Annotated in this window: 17 protein-coding genes and 1 pseudogene; 3 read left to right on the top strand and 15 right to left on the bottom strand. The window is 47.0% G+C overall.

The annotated features are described in order from the left end of the window. Nucleotides 1-102 precede the first annotated feature (102 nt). The 9 genes from SO_RS02565 to SO_RS02525 form a co-directional block, all read right to left on the bottom strand. The gene (locus SO_RS02565; RefSeq protein ID WP_011070879.1) at nt 103-906 is read right to left on the bottom strand and encodes a DUF2927 domain-containing protein; all 804 of its coding nucleotides are present in this window, start codon (nt 904-906) and stop codon (nt 103-105) included. 106 nt (nt 907-1012) lie between these two features. Beyond that, entirely contained in the window at nt 1013-2275 is a 1263-nt protein-coding gene (gene arsJ / locus SO_RS02560) for an organoarsenical effux MFS transporter ArsJ (RefSeq protein ID WP_011070878.1), read from the bottom strand. Nucleotides 2276-2284: 9 nt separating this feature from the next. Further along, nucleotides 2285-3298 (bottom strand): ArsJ-associated glyceraldehyde-3-phosphate dehydrogenase, encoded by a 1014-nt coding sequence (locus SO_RS02555; RefSeq protein WP_011070877.1) that lies wholly within the window; start codon nt 3296-3298, stop codon nt 2285-2287. A gap of 190 nt (nt 3299-3488) precedes the next feature. Further along, on the bottom strand, nt 3489-3725 hold the full coding sequence (locus tag SO_RS02550; RefSeq protein WP_011070876.1) for a thioredoxin family protein: 237 nt from the start codon (nt 3723-3725) through the stop codon (nt 3489-3491). A gap of 9 nt (nt 3726-3734) precedes the next feature. Then, a complete protein-coding gene (locus SO_RS02545; RefSeq protein ID WP_011070875.1) occupies nt 3735-4730 on the bottom strand; it encodes a permease in 996 nt (331 codons plus the stop codon). A 41-nt stretch (nt 4731-4771) separates the two neighbouring features. Then, the gene (gene arsB / locus SO_RS02540) at nt 4772-5791 is read right to left on the bottom strand and encodes an ACR3 family arsenite efflux transporter (protein WP_011070874.1); all 1020 of its coding nucleotides are present in this window, start codon (nt 5789-5791) and stop codon (nt 4772-4774) included. A 9-nt stretch (nt 5792-5800) separates the two neighbouring features. After that, nucleotides 5801-6316 (bottom strand): arsenate reductase ArsC, encoded by a 516-nt coding sequence (locus tag SO_RS02535; protein ID WP_011070873.1) that lies wholly within the window; start codon nt 6314-6316, stop codon nt 5801-5803. A 35-nt stretch (nt 6317-6351) separates the two neighbouring features. Further along, entirely contained in the window at nt 6352-6696 is a 345-nt protein-coding gene (locus tag SO_RS02530; RefSeq protein WP_011070872.1) for a metalloregulator ArsR/SmtB family transcription factor, read from the bottom strand. 491 nt (nt 6697-7187) lie between these two features. Further along, on the bottom strand, nt 7188-7799 hold the full coding sequence (locus SO_RS02525; RefSeq protein WP_011070871.1) for a LysE family translocator: 612 nt from the start codon (nt 7797-7799) through the stop codon (nt 7188-7190). 99 nt (nt 7800-7898) lie between these two features. Here SO_RS02525 and SO_RS02520 point away from each other — a divergent pair, with 99 nt between their 5' ends. Continuing rightward, the gene (locus SO_RS02520) at nt 7899-8783 is read left to right on the top strand and encodes a LysR family transcriptional regulator (RefSeq protein ID WP_011070870.1); all 885 of its coding nucleotides are present in this window, start codon (nt 7899-7901) and stop codon (nt 8781-8783) included. Between the two features lie 59 nt (nt 8784-8842). Here the strand turns inward: SO_RS02520 and SO_RS02515 are convergent, their stop codons facing one another. From SO_RS02515 to SO_RS02495, 5 genes and pseudogenes are all read right to left on the bottom strand, one after another. After that, nucleotides 8843-9730: a radical SAM protein gene (locus SO_RS02515; protein ID WP_011070869.1), complete on the bottom strand. Its 888-nt coding sequence runs from the start codon at nt 9728-9730 to the stop codon at nt 8843-8845. Between the two features lie 26 nt (nt 9731-9756). Further along, nucleotides 9757-10083 (bottom strand): putative quinol monooxygenase, encoded by a 327-nt coding sequence (locus tag SO_RS02510; protein WP_011070868.1) that lies wholly within the window; start codon nt 10081-10083, stop codon nt 9757-9759. Nucleotides 10084-10126: 43 nt separating this feature from the next. Then, nucleotides 10127-10582, bottom strand: a complete 456-nt coding sequence (locus SO_RS02505) for a GNAT family N-acetyltransferase (RefSeq protein ID WP_164925817.1) — start codon at nt 10580-10582, stop codon at nt 10127-10129. A 156-nt stretch (nt 10583-10738) separates the two neighbouring features. After that, on the bottom strand, nt 10739-12358 hold the full coding sequence (locus SO_RS02500; RefSeq protein WP_011070866.1) for a DHA2 family efflux MFS transporter permease subunit: 1620 nt from the start codon (nt 12356-12358) through the stop codon (nt 10739-10741). 1 nt (nt 12359) lies between these two features. Beyond that, nucleotides 12360-13412: pseudogene (locus SO_RS02495) on the bottom strand (HlyD family secretion protein). 97 nt (nt 13413-13509) lie between these two features. On the opposite strand from SO_RS02495, the gene SO_RS02490 reads away from it, so the two are divergent. Continuing rightward, nucleotides 13510-14442, top strand: coding sequence for a LysR family transcriptional regulator (locus tag SO_RS02490; RefSeq protein ID WP_011070865.1), 933 nt, complete (start codon nt 13510-13512; stop codon nt 14440-14442). A 204-nt stretch (nt 14443-14646) separates the two neighbouring features. Then, on the top strand, nt 14647-15057 hold the full coding sequence (gene mscL / locus SO_RS02485) for a large-conductance mechanosensitive channel protein MscL (protein ID WP_011070864.1): 411 nt from the start codon (nt 14647-14649) through the stop codon (nt 15055-15057). Between the two features lie 85 nt (nt 15058-15142). Here mscL and SO_RS02480 read toward each other — a convergent pair whose 3' ends face one another. Further along, complete coding sequence (locus tag SO_RS02480) at nt 15143-15466, bottom strand: antibiotic biosynthesis monooxygenase family protein (RefSeq protein WP_011070863.1); 324 nt, start codon at nt 15464-15466, stop codon at nt 15143-15145. Between the last annotated feature and the right edge of the window lie 81 nt (nt 15467-15547).

Raw genomic sequence — 15547 nt, 5'->3', positions numbered from 1 at the left:
TATTTTTTCATCTAAAGATAGACTATGCCCTTATTCCTAAAAGAAAAAGGAATAATTAGTAAACAATGAGTAAAACTCACTTTAGATGAAAAACCATCGGGATCAATAGCCAAGTAGCCCATATAGCTGACCTTGGCGCACGGTTTTGTCAGCATAAATCAGCGTGCCATCACGCTGCCATTTTATGAGTTGTTTTTGAATGATGGGCTGTACTTCTGTTGTCGTCATACCGGCTTTAATTTCAGTACTGTAGAGCAATTTCAGCAAAATATAATCGAGCCCTGTGAGTAAATCCTGGGGAGTTTTATCGTTAAAAATGGAGGGGAATACTTTTTCAGAATCATTGGGCAGCCCGAGCACTTGGGTGATCTCCTCCACCACACAAGCCACTAACTTACCGTGCATTTTTGCCTGATCAACGGGAATAATCACCCAAGCCCGATCGATTTCACTGTTAGCGTTAAGGGCAAACTTGGCCATACACACTGAGCCGTGGACATTCTTCGCCGCATTTGGCCCCATTAAGCGCATGATGTCATCGACCCACAGGGATTGCCGGGTAAACACTAAGTGCAGATTTGCCTCTGATAATACATCCACCAATTGAATATCGTGACCCGTAATCTCGGCTAAGTGCGCCAAGTGCATCTGCACTAATTGAGTATGCAGCGCCTTGTCGCCCACTTGATGTTCAATAAACACTCGCACAGGAATATGCCACTTACGCACGCGGTGTTTATCTTTATCGTATTCATTTTTAAGGGCTATTTCGCTAAATGCTTGGGTAATATAGGCTGAGTCTTTCCAATCTGCGGCGGGATTTAATGCCTGAATCAACGTGGGCTGCGTTTGTGCGGCAAAAAGCGGAAAGGCAATGCCAAGCAATAAACTTAGACTAAGACCCATATTGCGCCCTAGGCACCTTAATCCCAGCGGTAACCTTAGCCTCTTGTAGCGATATATTAAAGCCTTAGGCCACATTTGAATTAGCCCGCATTTGCATTAATCCTTATCACGCGACTTGCCGAGGTAATTTAATCGAAATCACCGCTGTGATGCCGATAAAAATGCTCGAAATCCACAAACAGGCCGCTAAACCATAGGCTTGATACACTAAGCCAGAAAGCACTGTGCCGACTAAACGCCCCATAGCATTGGCCATGTAATAGAACCCCACATCCAGCGATACCGCATCTTCACTGGCGTAACTCACTATCAAATAACTGTGCAGCGACGAGTTCACCGCAAACAGCACGCCAAACAGCATTAAGCCCAACAACAAACTCGCCTCAGGATAAAAACTGAACTGCATCGCACAGGCAATCAGCGCGGGGACAAAGGCCAAGATACTCGCCCAAATTAACGCGCTGCAGCCATCGGGTGCAGCACCGACTCCTAAACCTTGGTGTTGATTACCTGTGATCTTAGGCGCGAGAGTTTGTACTATGCCATAGCCGATAACCCACAAAGCCAAAAAGCCCCCCACCGCCCAATGGTCCCAAGCAAATTTGCTAGCAAGATACACAGGCAGCGCTACCACAAACCACGCATCTCTAGCGGCAAATAGGAATAATCGTGCCGCTGAGAGAATATTCACACTGCGACTTTTAGAGAAAATCTCCGTAAATTTGGGTTGATTCTTGGCTTTACCTAAATCCTTCTTCAGCATCACCACACTGAGTAACCATACTAGCCCGAGCAAGCTCGCCATCATGGCAATCGCTAACTCAAATCCGAATAAGGCGAGCAACATACCGCCGAGGAAAAATCCCGCCCCCTTAAGGGCATTTTTAGAACCTGTTAATAAGGCAACCCACTGGTAAAGCTTGCCCTGCTCCCCCTTAGGCACTAACAGTTTTATCGCGCTTTTGGCACTCATCTTATTGAGATCTTTAGCAACTCCAGATAAAGCCTGCGCCGCCATGACCCAAGGCACACCTGCGAGCCATAAGGGTAAACTCGCCGCCGGCACTAACAACATGGCTAAGGCAAACACTTGCATCCCAAGGCCCATGTTCATGGTGCGATTCAGCCCTAAACGCGCACCGAGATAGCCGCCAAGCAGATTAGTCACTACGCCAAAAATCTCATAGAACAGAAACAGCATAGCGATCGCCAGCGGACTGTAACCAAGCTGATGAAAATGCAGCACCACCAACATCCGTAGCGCACCATCGGTTAAGGTAAAACTCCAGTAATTGAAGGTGATCAGCAAATATTGCCGCACGGCAGCGGGCAATTGCATCAGTTGTTCAAAGGGCTTGGCGGCAGACATTGAGCTTTCCTAGCGCGGCAAATCAAGCTGGCCGACTAAACGGGCGAGCTCAGCGGTGCGATTGGCGTATCCCCATTCATTGTCGTACCACACATAAAGTTTAAGTTGAGTGCCATTAATCACCATGGTCGATAGCGCATCGACAATGCTTGAGCGCGGATCGGTCTTGTAATCCACCGACACTAGCGGCCGCTCTTCATAGCCTAAAATGCCCTTAAGCTCGCCCTCGGCGGCGGTTTTTAGTAGCGCATTCACTTCCGCTTCAGTAACGGCGCGCTCCAGCTCGAACACGCAATCGGTGAGTGAAGCATTAGCCAGTGGCACCCGTACAGCGTGACCATTAAGCTTGCCCTTAAGTTCAGGGAAGATATGAGTAATTGCTGTCGCACTGCCCGTTGTGGTTGGGATTAAACTCAGACCACAGGCACGGGCACGGCGTAAATCCTTATGGGGCGCATCAAGAATTGTTTGCGTGTTAGTAATATCGTGGATCGTGGTCATCGATCCGTGTTTGATGCCGATCTGCTCGTGGATCACTTTCACCACAGGCGCAAGGCAATTGGTGGTACAAGATGCGGCGGTCACTATGGGATGCATAGCCGGATCGTATAACTGATGATTCACCCCCATCACTACGTTTAACACGCCGTCTTCTTTCACGGGAGCAGTGACAACCACCCGCTTAACACCTTGATCTAAATAGGCTTGCAATAGCGCTTTGGTTTTCATCACGCCGGAGGCTTCAATCACTACATCGCAACCTGACCAATCTGTATCGGCAATGGCTTTATTGCGCGTGGTGCGAATAGTTTTATCTTGGATCTGAATCGCATCAGCATTCGCCGTCACAGGATAACGCCAGCGGCCATGGACAGAATCAAACTCGAGTAAATGTGCCAATGTATGCGCGTCGCCTGCGGGATCGTTGATCTGCACAAACTCTACCTCATCCCAGTCCCATGCCGCGCGCAGTGCTAAACGCCCCATTCGCCCGAAACCATTAATGCCGATTTTGATTGCCATGATGATATTCCAGTATGTTGATTGTGAGTTTTATATCATTAATTTTTAATATGTTATCAATAAGACTGACTTTTTACTTAAGCGATGACACCGCCATTGCCAACCCCAATGGATGACAATGGCGTACCTTGTTAACGACGATAATTGCTAGGTCGAAAGCAAGCCTTGATTCACTAAAATGGCTTCTAATTTAATCCCTTAGCCATCCTTCAATTTCATCTCGGGTCGGCACTGAGCCGCTGTGGATTAACTCACCATCGATCACGACTGCGGGGGTTTTCATTACGTTAAATTTCAACAGGGTTTGCGGATCTGCATCCTTTTTCACAATCACATCTATGCCCATTTCTTCTGATATGTCCGCAATCATCTCGGCGGTTTTACTACATTTAGCGCAACCACTACCTAATACTTTGACTTGTTTCATGTTATTTCCTTAAAGATAAGGTGCTGCAAAATTAAACATCCAACCTACTAACGTAAATGCCGTCAATAGCACAACCAACAGCAACGCCAACAAGCGCCACTGCATGACTTGTTTGAGTAAAATAAATTCAGGAAAACTGGCCGCCACTGTGCTCATACAAAACGCCAGCGTAGTGCCAATAGGCAAACCATTCGCCAGCAGACTTTCCATCACAGGAATGATGCCAGTCGCATTCGAATAAAGCGGAATGCCGATTAATACGGCCACAGGCACAGACCACCATTGGCCTTGGCCTAAGTGGGCTTCGATCCACCCTTCTGGTACAAAACCGTGCAGGGCAGCGCCAAGACCTACGCCGATAATGACCCACTTCCAGACGCGGCCAAAAATCTCAATCGCCTCAGCTTTGGCAAATTGATGACGTTCAGATAAAGATAAGACCCGCGCAACGGTAGACACTACATCAGATGCCGCCATTTGGCGTCCACGGAGGAGGGCTTCAGCAGCGAAGGATTGCAACCAACGTTCGGCCTTCATCGCATCTAACAATACTCCGCCAAGCATACCCACTGTCATACCTACCGCCACATAGAGCAAGGTAAATTTCCAGCCGAGTAAACTCATCAGCAGCAATACGGCGACTTCGTTAATCAAAGGGGAAGTAATCAAAAAGGCGATAGTGATCCCAAGGGGAATACCGGCCGAGGTAAACCCTAAAAACACCGGAATGCTTGAACAAGAGCAAAAAGGCGTGATGGCGCCAAAAATCGACCCTAATAAATAACCTACGCCTTTATTTTTTCCCGCTAAATAATCTCGCACTCGCTCAACGTCTAAGGAAGCACGCAGCAAGGCAATCACATAAATCATGACGAGGAGTAATACGAAAATTTTACTGACATCTTCAACAAAGAAATGCACAGCGCCGCCCAAGGCCGACCCAGCCTCTAGGCCAAACATTCCGTACACTAGCCAAGTCGCAAAATCAGTAAATATTTGGAACATATTGATCCCTAATGCGATATCAACTTACATCATGCGATTATTTAAGATTGAAACCAGTGCCGCGTGCGATTAGCAAAATACACCAGCGACAACATTACTGGCACTTCAACCAACACCCCAACCACAGTCGCGAGAGCCGCCCCCGAGTGCAGACCAAATAATGAAATGGCCACAGCGACTGCCAGCTCAAAAAAGTTAGAAGAACCTATCATGCTCGCCGGTGCCGCAATCGCATGGGTTAGTTTCAGTTTTAAGGCTAACCAATAGGTTAAAATAAAGATGCCATAACTCTGAATAATCAAAGGAATAGCGATCAAAAGTATGTTTTGTGGCTGGGAGATAATGGTTTCTGCCTGAAAACCAAATAACAGCACGACAGTGGCTAATAAACCGATCACAGACCAAGGTTTAAGCTTTGCCAGTAACTGCGGCACAGCACTCGCATCATTACGAGCCTCAAGGCGTTTACGGGTCATGACTCCCGCAATCAAAGGCAATAACACATAGAGAACAACGGAAAGTAACAGGGTTTGCCATGGCACTTGAATATCGCTCACGCCAAGCAATAATGCCGAGAGTGGCGCGAACAGAAACACCATAATGATATCGTTTACCGACACTTGCACTAGTGTGTAATTAGGATCACCTTTCGTCAGTTGGCTCCACACAAACACCATTGCAGTGCAAGGCGCCACACCGAGTAATATCATTCCCGCGATATATTCACTGGCGGTTTGCGGGTCAACCCAGTCGGCAAATACCAACTTGAAAAATAACCAACCTAACAACGCCATAGTGAATGGCTTAACTAACCAGTTGATGAAAAGGGTTAATATCAATCCTTTCGGTGCGTTACCTACATCTTTCACCGCAGAAAAATCAATCTGCACCATCATGGGATAAATCATTACCCAGATAAACAGGGCGATGACTAAGTTAACATGGGCAAATTCAAGCGCGGCAACGGCAGCAAATACATTAGGGACAACATTCCCCAACACGACCCCTGCAAGAATGCTCAACCCTACCCAAACACTTAAATAACGCTCAAAAATTCCCATATAAACCTCTTAATCAACTAACGGATGGGCAAGTACAATTTGCTGTAATGCTGCCGATAAAACCCTAGGCTCGGCCTTTAAATCAACTCGCAGCAAAGCACTTACCCGCTCCTCTAACAATCTGATAATTTTTAAAAAAGCGACATCTTGGCGTTCAGCGACCTGCAGACTTGGATCGGGTAATCCCCAATGTAATTTCTGTGTATTTCCTAACCATAAAGGGCAAGTTTCGCCCGCAGCATTATCACAAACTGTGATAACCAGATCCGGCGAGAAATCCGCTAGCGCGTCCCAACTTTTACTGTTAAGCCCTGTTGTTGAGTAACCCTGTTGCTGAAGTTGTTTCAGGGTCATGGGATGAACCTTGCCCGAAGGGGCGCTGCCTGCACTCATAAAGGTCAGTGGCAAACCAAATGCCAGTTGCCGAGCAATGGCCTCCGCTAAAATGCTTCGACAAGCATTATGTGTGCATAAAAAAAGCACTTTAAAATGGGGGGTTAGATCAATAGCCTCTTTAGCAGCCATCCCTTACTCCAATGCAGTACGTTTCAAGATTGACGTTAACAACACGCTTTTGCTCGCTCAGGTCGGCCACCCATTTGACAGAGATTACGCAGGTTATCCTGCAAAAAGATGTCGTTATCATCACAGGTTCGGGCAAGCACCTGCTGGCACCAAGGTGAGAGTTCAGCATTAATCCGATAAAACACCCATTGGCCTTGACGCCTATCAACCAACAAACCAGCTTTTTTCAACTGAGCCAAGTGACGCGAAACCTTAGGTTGAATTTCCGATAACGCCGCCATCAACTCACACACACACAACTCCCCTTCGCGCTGGATGAGTAATAAACATTTCAGCCGAGTCTCATCGGCAAGGGCTTTAAAAAAAGTGACGGGTTGCATTGAGTGCTTCCAAAATGATTAAACTATATACGAAATAAAGTATATATGAAAAAACATATATATTAAGTGATTTTTTGCGGTCTATAGATTAAGCGGACCGAGTGAACGGATCTTGAAGTGAAAACTTGTAGCCTGATAAAAAATTGAAGATATAACTTGTCGGGCATGGAGCTACAGCACTCTTATCCCACTCTCCCTTTTTAGCTCCCCTTGTTTCGCTACCCCTTATTTTGCTGTCCATTAGTTCGCTACGTTTTCCTCCTAAGTTTTCCTCTTAACCTTTCTCTCAACCTTGGCATAGCCTGCCCTGTGGCATGAATTGGCTCAACTTTCCGAGCAATCCACCTTCAATAGTTCTGTGGTGCTGGAGCAAGGGAATCCTAGCGAATTTCCCCCTAAGACGATACCAGGTTAACTGTGAATTTAAGTCAACTTTAGATCAAATTGAAAACTGAGCTAAAACCTATCGCCGCTGGGGGAAGAAGTCAGGTTCAATCGTTTGTTGATAATATTACGCCAAAGGTTATAAGACCCACACCACAGGCCTGATTGATTCTATGACCAAACCGTTTCAATACTCGAGTGGCTTTGGCTGATGTCACTAAGTACGCGACGATGCAAAACCAGATCCCGTGTAACACGGCGATATAAACACCATAGCTGATGACGAATGCTAAGCTGTCACTATGGGATGATATCAGCTGGCTAAAAACACTTAAGAAGAAAATCATCGTTTTAGGATTCAGTACATTACATAAAAAACCTTGCATAATGTACTTTCGATTTTCAACTGGTTTAATAAGCTGAGTCCCATAATCTAAGGTTAGCTTGGCACTCAATAAGCCTGCGATCCCAATATAGATTAAATACGCTGCACCCACATACTTCACTAGGCTAAATAACCCCGCATTATTGGCAATTAACTGGCTAATCCCAATGATAGAATAGCTAATATGCACACAGACACCCGCACCGATTCCAATGGCCGTCAACATCCCCGCTTTTCTGCTATGCATAGCACTATTTTTAAAGACCAACACAAAATCGGCACTAGGGCTAACCACAATCAACAGCCCAAATATCACAATACTCAATAACTCCATTTCCGCTCCTAAGGGTTCATTAGCAAGCGGTAATTGTATCGAGTCGCTGATTAGTTATAATCGAAAAGAAGGCACCAAAACCGTGAGAAAAAGTCACACATGAGACATTTAAAAGCATTCTATGTATTTCATATTACAGCCGAGTCCTCGAGTTACAGCCAGGCCGCGGAGAAACTGCATATCACCCACGGAGCAGTCAGTAAGCAAATAAAACTCTTGGAAAACCACTTATCGCAAATATTGTTTTATAAGCAAGGCCGGGGAATGTGCCTCACCCAAGAGGGGGAATTGCTTAAGCGCTACACAGATATTGCCTTTAACACTTTAGATAGCGGGGTAAAGCAGCTGACTCGGGAGAGCCATCATTACCTTGAGGTCTCCTGCGAACCCACACTTACCATGCGCTGGTTAATGCCACGGCTAGCCAGTTTTTTCCAGCTAACGGGCATAGACGTTCGGTTATCGACGGCAGGAGGTCCGGTAAAGCTCGCGGAGTCTGGATTATCTTTGGCCATTCGGCGAGACGATTTTCATATTCCCCCAGAATACAACAAACACAACCTAGTGAGTGAGTGGGCTGGCCCAGTGTTTTCGCCTGAATATTGGTGCCAAATTCAGCAAAACTGGGGGGATATTGTCCTACTTCATAGCGACTCTCGACCATCAGCATGGTCCGATTGGTCGCAGCGTTCAGGGCACAATTTCTCCACCAACAAATCGAAATCCTTTGAGCATTTCTATTTCTGCTTGCAGGCAGCGGTTGATGGGCTCGGAGGCGCTATAGGCTCGTATCCCTTGATTGTTGACGACCTAACAAGCGGCAGACTTGTCGCGCCATTTGGCTTTATCCCATCAGGGCATCATTATGTGTTGTTGAGTCATACGGAGAAACTTGTCAACAATGAATTGTCATTTTTCAACTGGTTAGAAGATACCCTCTCCTTATGTCAACCCAAAACCGCTAAGGCCGCAAAGCCTGTGTAAAATGAACTCACTGCTCCCGAGTGGGAAACCTAACGACTCACCACGCAAGCATTACACAATCAGAGTCCGCGCTGCCATTCCTGCCTGAGTGGAATGCTGCGCGGCACGTTAATGGCCTGTTCAACCTGTGCCAACAATTTGGCCTTGTCCTTACCTAATACTCCTTTGAGAGCAAGATAGTTAGAGGCATGGTCGGAGCGAAAAATCGTTTGATCCAGCTCCAAATGGCTCAGTAGCATCTGCATTTCTTGGAATAACCCTAGCTGATCCGGCAACTGAAACTGACCATCAAACACGGCATCCATCCGCTCTGAGCCTAGCGGCAAAGTAACCACCAATGTGGATAAATAATCGGGTTGGGCGGCATTCATCAATTTAGCCGAATTGATGGCATGTTGCTGTGATAACGCCACGCCACCTAAGCCATTGAGGATCATGACCGAAGACTTCATCCCCACCGCGCGAATTTTTTGTAATGCCGCCAGCGATGACTCGAAAGTTTCACCCTTTTTAATCTTGGCCAGCACTTCGTCATCACCACTTTCACAACCAACGTACAGCAGACTTAAGCCTAACTCCCGCAGCCGAGTCAGTTGCTCAGGGGTTTTATTGTTCAAGTTGCGTGGCAAACAATAACTGCTGATCCGTGTAACCTGTGGTAAGTGGCAATGGATTAACTCGCAAATCGCCTCTAGCCGAGCAAAGGGCAAGCTCATAGCATCGCCATCGACCAAAAACACCCGCGGTACCGGCATACCAGTACGCGCAATCGCGAGAATATCTTGCTCAATCTTATCGAGTTTTTGTGCTCTAAAGGCTTTTTGCGGCTGGGTGTACATATCGCAAAAACTGCACTGATTCCAACTACAACCGTTAGTCACTTGCAGTATTAACGACTTCCATTCTGATGGCGGTCTAAATACAGGTTCAATGTAGTTAATTAACACTGCAAACTCCTGTTAAGCAAGATAAATTAGGCGATGACTTGGTGATAGGTTTCCACATGGAAGGACTCAACCAACTCGGGCATCACTTGGTGGAAGTAATGTTGAATTGCGTCTTTTGCGCAGTGCTCATCAAAGGCGGCGATATCGACAAACTTTTCAACAAAGGTCACGCGGCGAGGTTCGTCACGGCTGACATTGAGCTCATACCGGATACAGCCTGCTTCGCGGCGTGTGTCGGGGATAAGCGAGGCGAGTGCAGCAATCAAGGCCTCGGTTTTCCCCTCCTTCGATAAAAAACTCGCGACACACACAATTTGCTGTTGATTGATTTTATAGTCCGCTGACGTTGACATCTAATTTCCTTAATTACATTAAAATTCAAACACTAAAAATATATCACTCAGGCTGGTAGCGCATATCAATGTGGGGAATGCCATCTTCCAAATACACCTCTGAGCAAGCGTGAAAGCCCAGTTTTTGGTAAAAGGCGTTTAGGTACTCTTGGGCACCAATTTGGATCCCCGCTTCTGGCCAAGCAGTTAACGCGGCCTCAATTGCCTGCTGCATAAGAGGTGTCGCCAATCCTTGCCCACGTCCCGCTGGAGATATCACCACGCGGCCAATACTCGCCTCAAGATAACTCAGCCCCGGCGGTAAAACTCGGGCATAAGCAAGTAATTCACCCTGTGGCGATAAGCCCATTAAATGCTGAGTTTCGGGATGCCTGTCTTTATCGTCTAGTTCGGGGTAAGCACAGGCCTGCTCGACCACAAACACATCAACACGTAACTTGAGAATGTCATATAACGTATTGGCATTTAATTGATTAAAGGACAGATTTTGCCACTGAATGGAATTTTGTATCGGCATAGATGCGTCTCTACAACAATCGAAGGGACCTGCGAGTCTACCACAGTGCTAAACGCATAAAAAAGCGCCTTAATGCTGGGGGGAGAATTAAGGCGCAAGGAGTTACACAGGATGAGAACTTACGACAAAACCTAAGCCTTAATCGATTACCGCATCATGGGCCGCTTGGCTCTGGGGTTTACGAATGAGTAGCACCGCCACTACGGCAATTAGCAACAAGGCTCCCATAATAAAAAACACATCATTATAGGCTTGTATATACGCCTGCTGACTCATGGTTTTCGCCAATAATGCCTTAGCCTGCGCAGCGGCGGTGTAAGGATCAGAGCCCCCCATCTGCAGCAAACTCGCGCTCTGGTTTAAATAATCCTGTGCCTGAGCACTAACCGCAGGCAAAGACTCCTTCACATGGGCCAAATGACTGCGGGATAGATTATCGGTTAAGGTCGCAACGAGCGCGATACCAAAGGCGCCGCCTAAATTGCGCATCACATTTAACACCGTTGAGGCCGATGGGTTTTCATGGGGTTTTAAATGCGCGGTCGCGAGCATACCAATAGGCACTAAGATAAAGGGCTGGCCTAAGGCGCGTACTACTTGGGAGGCAATCATCTGCTGCCCAGCGTAATCGGCGGTCATTTGGCTGTTCATGTAATAGCTTAAGGCAAACATAAAAAAGCCAAAGGCGGCCAAGTAACGACCATCGAAACGCTGCATTAAACGCGGTACTAATGGCAAAACGAGTAGCTGCGGGAATCCCATCCACATAATCACCTCGCCAATTTCCAGCGGAGTGTAATCATGGACTTGCGATAAATACAGTGGGATTAAATAGATCGCGCCAAAGAGCGCCATCCCCAGTAAAAAGTACGCCACGGTTGAAAGCACAAAATCACGTTTACCCAGCAGACGTAAATTGACTAAAGGATCTTTACGGTTGAGTTGGATCCACACAAAAAGTACTAAATTCACTGCGGCGATGATGGCAAGGTTGCGGATGAGATCCGAACCGAACCAATCTTTACGGTTTCCCTCCTCAAGCACCACCTCAAGGCAACCCATCCCCAGCGCCATAGTGACAATGCCAGCAAGGTCAGCATTTTTCAGTTTGTCCCACACCACAGGCCGTTTTTCGAGACCATAGGCCAACATCGCCATCACCAATAGACCGGGCGGCACGTTGATATAAAACAGATAATGCCAACTAAAGTGCTCAGTTAACCAACCGCCTAAGGTTGGGCCAATCGAGGGCGCAAAGGTTGCCGTCACGCCAAAGAGCGCCATCCCCACTGCACGTTTATTCTCGGGTAAAAACTCTAAGATCAGCCGAAATGCCAAAGGGATAAGTGCGCCACCAAAAAAGCCCTGCAGCGCACGAAAAGCAATCATGGACTCCAAGTTCCACGAGATAGAACAAAGAATGGAAGCAAAAATAAAAGCCGCGGTTGTCCACAGTAGATAACGCCGTACCGACAACCCTGTACTTAGCCACCCTGAGAGCGGAATAGCGATCATCTCAGCAACCAGATACGCCGTTGAAATCCAGCTGCCTTCTTCAAGCGTAGCCCCAAGGCTACCTTGAATTTCCTTCATCGAGGCATTGGTAATTTGAATATCGAGGATCGCCATAAAGGCGCCAATCAAACCACCAAAAACAGCAATCCATGAATGGCGACTGCCGCGCTCGTATGCACTCGGCGCACTAACTGTTGCCGCTATCGCCATTGCAGGTGCAGTGTCAGCTCCGACGGCACTCATCTTAACGACCTAAAGTCGCTGCTATCGCAGCCGTTGGATGGGATGAAGTATCAACCTTCACCACCGCACTTAAGCCGGGCACGATCCGAGCATCTTCAGTTAACTCTAAACGGATCCGCACCGGAATACGTTGCACAATTTTAGTGAAGTTACCCGTAGCATTTTCGGCGGGCAGTAAACTAAATTTGGCTCCGGATGCCGGAGACAGGCTATCGATAACACCAGTAAAGGTCTTGTCGGGAAACGCATCGAGACTCACCTGTACCACTTGTCCGGGTTGCATATGTTGGATCTGGGTTTCTTTAAAGTTCGCCGTGATCCACACAGCCCCATCCGGAACCAAACTGTAGAGAGCTTGGCCGGGCTGCACATACTGCCCCACCATCGCACCGCGTTTACCTATCACCCCAGAAAAGGGCGCTGTCACGCGGGTATCATTAAGTTGGATATTAGCCAGCGCCAATGTAGCATCGGCCTGTTCAACCACGGAACGGGCTTGATTAAGCTGGGCATTAAACACGGCAAGTTCGCGTTGTTTCGCCACCAGCAGTGCCTTGGCTTCATCGAGGTGCGCCGCAGCAGCATCAAACCCCGCTTGCAATTGGTCGACATCGTCTTGCGAGCTGTAATTGCTGACCTTTAACTTTTTGGCACGACTTAACTGCTGCTCTGCACGGATGTTATCCGCCTTCGCTGCGACCACTGCGGCGCTCGCTTGGCTGATCAGCGCATGCTGTAACTCCACCTTGGCGGCTAAGGTCTGTAGATCGGCTTTAGCACTAGCGAGTGACGCCTCGGCTTGGTTTACTTTAGCGATAAACTGGTTATCTTCGAGCTGGGCTAATAACTCACCTTTGCGTACGTGCTGGTTATCGGTCACATCCGATAAAACGACATAACCCGGCACTTTTACACTCACATGGGAGATATCAGCCTCAACATAGGCATTATCTGTCGTTTCAATAAAACGAACTTAAGTCCACCAGTAATAACCGACACCCGCGATGGCTGCGAGTAATAATGGCGCGGCGATGATGAGTTTACTTTTGGACATGAATGACTCCTTGATTAGTGAGTCCTAGTGTACTACTGTCTCACCAAGTTTATTAGATAGCTAAAAATCAACCCACTGTTTCACTGGTGTAACAATCATGGATCTCAATCGCGTGCAGATATTTGCTCAGGTCGTCGAGCAAGGTAGCTTTACGGGCGCCGCCAAAGCCCTCGGACTGACTAAGGCGACGGTCAGTCGCAAAATTGCCGAACTTGAGGCCGATACGGGTACTCAGTTGTTATTCCGCACCACTCGTGCCCTTAAACTCACCGAGGCTGGCTCAAGTTATTACAATCGAATCAACAAGATCTTAAGTGATCTTCAAAGCGCCGAAAATCAGCTCAGTGCCCACCAGCAATTAATCAAAGGCAACCTAAAAATTGTCTGTCCTATCGAATTAGGGCAATTGTTTCTCGGTCCGATTTTTGCCAAGTTTTTAACGCTTTACCCTGATATCACCATTGATGCAGAACTCACTAATCGCAAAGTCGATGTGATAGAAGAAGGTATCGATCTACTGTTCCAAATTGCCGATTCCCACGATAGCCGTCTTCAGAGCTATTCCTTGGTTAATGCCTATAAATCCTTAATGGCCAGTCCCAAATATTTAGCCGAACATGGCACGCCAAAAGTGCCTCAGGATTTAGCAAAACATAAAGCGATTCGCTTACAGTCAGCCCACATTGAGGGAGCCTGGAAGTTATTTGATGGCAAATCTTGGGTGGTGATTGAACCTGTGACGCAATTAACCGTGAATAATGTCACCATCGCCCGCGAAGCGGCCATTGCGGGGCTGGGTATTACGGCGGTGCCATCGATTATTGCACAAGAAGCTGTAGAGAAAGGTTATTTGGTACCTCTCCTTGACGATTATCCAATGGTGCAAACCAAAGTGGTACTCAGCTATCCCAAGCGTGCCTATTTACCACGCAAGTATCGTGTCTTTATCGAGTTTATCTATGCAGCCTTGTTTAAACGTTGGGGATCACAGGTATTGGAAGTGCCAGAATTTATTGACCAGCAAAGATAAGCTAATTCACGCCAAACTTAACAATTGTAACCTTGATAGTGCGAAATCAGCCTGTGCAGGATAAATCCTTAATCTCAGAATTGCCTTAAACCTTAAGCCCCTATAAGCTTGACTAGGTAGCAGGCAGCAAAAGCCCCTAAGGTTTTCCTGATACATTTAACACAATAAAATTTAACATTTAATCCTATTTTCGGAGGAAACCTAATGAGCTTAATTCAAGAGTTCAAGGCTTTTGCGTCCCGTGGCAACGTAATCGATATGGCGGTGGGTATTATCATTGGTGCCGCATTTGGCAAGATAGTCTCATCCTTTGTCGCCGATATCATTATGCCGCCAATTGGGATTATCTTAGGTGGTGTAAATTTCAGTGATCTGAGCGTTGTGCTGCTCGCCGCCCAAGGTGATGCACCAGCGGTCGTGATTGCCTACGGTAAATTTATCCAAACCGTTATCGACTTTACGATTATCGCCTTCGCGATTTTTATGGGCCTAAAGGCCATTAACAGCTTAAAACGTAAACAAGAAGAAGCGCCTCCGGCGTCACCAGCACCAACCAAAGATCAAGAACTGTTATCGGAGATCCGCGATCTGCTCAAAGCACAACAGGAAAAATAAGCCTTAAAACTCACTTAGGCAGATTGTTGAGCATAAAAAACCCATCGACTTCGATGGGTTTTGTTTTTAACCACTCAAGTCTCGGTTACTCGGCGGCCTCATGCAAAGTTTCACTATAGTCTTGCACCACTTCAGCGACACGAATGCGATAAGCGTTAAACAGACATGGCACAATCCCAGTTTGCTCAGCAATGCTATGGGCCATTTGATTGCGCCATTGGGTGATAGACGCCATATCTTCCCAAAACGATAGACTGAGCACCTTGCCCTCATCGGTTAAGCTCTGAAATCGCTCAATCGAAATCAGTCCTTTGCGACCTTCTAAATACTGACGCATTTCGGCGGCTACGTGCAGATATTCTTCCCTTCCTTCTTTTGTGGGAACGACTTCAAAAATGACTGCGATCATAATGCTCTCCAGAGATACTTATACTTAATACAGATACTAAGCCTAGCCTATATTGAGCACTATAGCTCGCTGATTTTTGGA

The organism is Shewanella oneidensis MR-1 (assembly GCF_000146165.2).
GTDB classification, from domain to species: domain Bacteria; phylum Pseudomonadota; class Gammaproteobacteria; order Enterobacterales; family Shewanellaceae; genus Shewanella; species Shewanella oneidensis.
Note: the sequence above shows the minus strand (reverse complement) of the source record. Positions and strands in the feature narration are given on the sequence as shown.

Excerpts from the sequence above, each read along its gene's own strand:
- SO_RS02565 (WP_011070879.1), bottom strand. The coding sequence starts at position 906 with ATGGGTCTTAGTCTAAGTTTATTGCTTGGCATTGCCTTTCCGCTTTTT.
- arsJ (WP_011070878.1), bottom strand. The coding sequence starts at position 2,275 with ATGTCTGCCGCCAAGCCCTTTGAACAACTGATGCAATTGCCCGCTGCC.
- SO_RS02555 (WP_011070877.1), bottom strand. The coding sequence starts at position 3,298 with ATGGCAATCAAAATCGGCATTAATGGTTTCGGGCGAATGGGGCGTTTA.
- SO_RS02550 (WP_011070876.1), bottom strand. The coding sequence starts at position 3,725 with ATGAAACAAGTCAAAGTATTAGGTAGTGGTTGCGCTAAATGTAGTAAA.
- SO_RS02545 (WP_011070875.1), bottom strand. The coding sequence starts at position 4,730 with ATGTTCCAAATATTTACTGATTTTGCGACTTGGCTAGTGTACGGAATG.
- arsB (WP_011070874.1), bottom strand. The coding sequence starts at position 5,791 with ATGGGAATTTTTGAGCGTTATTTAAGTGTTTGGGTAGGGTTGAGCATT.
- SO_RS02535 (WP_011070873.1), bottom strand. The coding sequence starts at position 6,316 with ATGGCTGCTAAAGAGGCTATTGATCTAACCCCCCATTTTAAAGTGCTT.
- SO_RS02530 (WP_011070872.1), bottom strand. The coding sequence starts at position 6,696 with ATGCAACCCGTCACTTTTTTTAAAGCCCTTGCCGATGAGACTCGGCTG.
- SO_RS02525 (WP_011070871.1), bottom strand. The coding sequence starts at position 7,799 with ATGGAGTTATTGAGTATTGTGATATTTGGGCTGTTGATTGTGGTTAGC.
- SO_RS02520 (WP_011070870.1), top strand. The coding sequence starts at position 7,899 with ATGAGACATTTAAAAGCATTCTATGTATTTCATATTACAGCCGAGTCC.
- SO_RS02510 (WP_011070868.1), bottom strand. The coding sequence starts at position 10,083 with ATGTCAACGTCAGCGGACTATAAAATCAATCAACAGCAAATTGTGTGT.
- SO_RS02500 (WP_011070866.1), bottom strand. The coding sequence starts at position 12,358 with ATGAGTGCCGTCGGAGCTGACACTGCACCTGCAATGGCGATAGCGGCA.
- SO_RS02490 (WP_011070865.1), top strand. The coding sequence starts at position 13,510 with ATGGATCTCAATCGCGTGCAGATATTTGCTCAGGTCGTCGAGCAAGGT.
- mscL (WP_011070864.1), top strand. The coding sequence starts at position 14,647 with ATGAGCTTAATTCAAGAGTTCAAGGCTTTTGCGTCCCGTGGCAACGTA.
- SO_RS02480 (WP_011070863.1), bottom strand. The coding sequence starts at position 15,466 with ATGATCGCAGTCATTTTTGAAGTCGTTCCCACAAAAGAAGGAAGGGAA.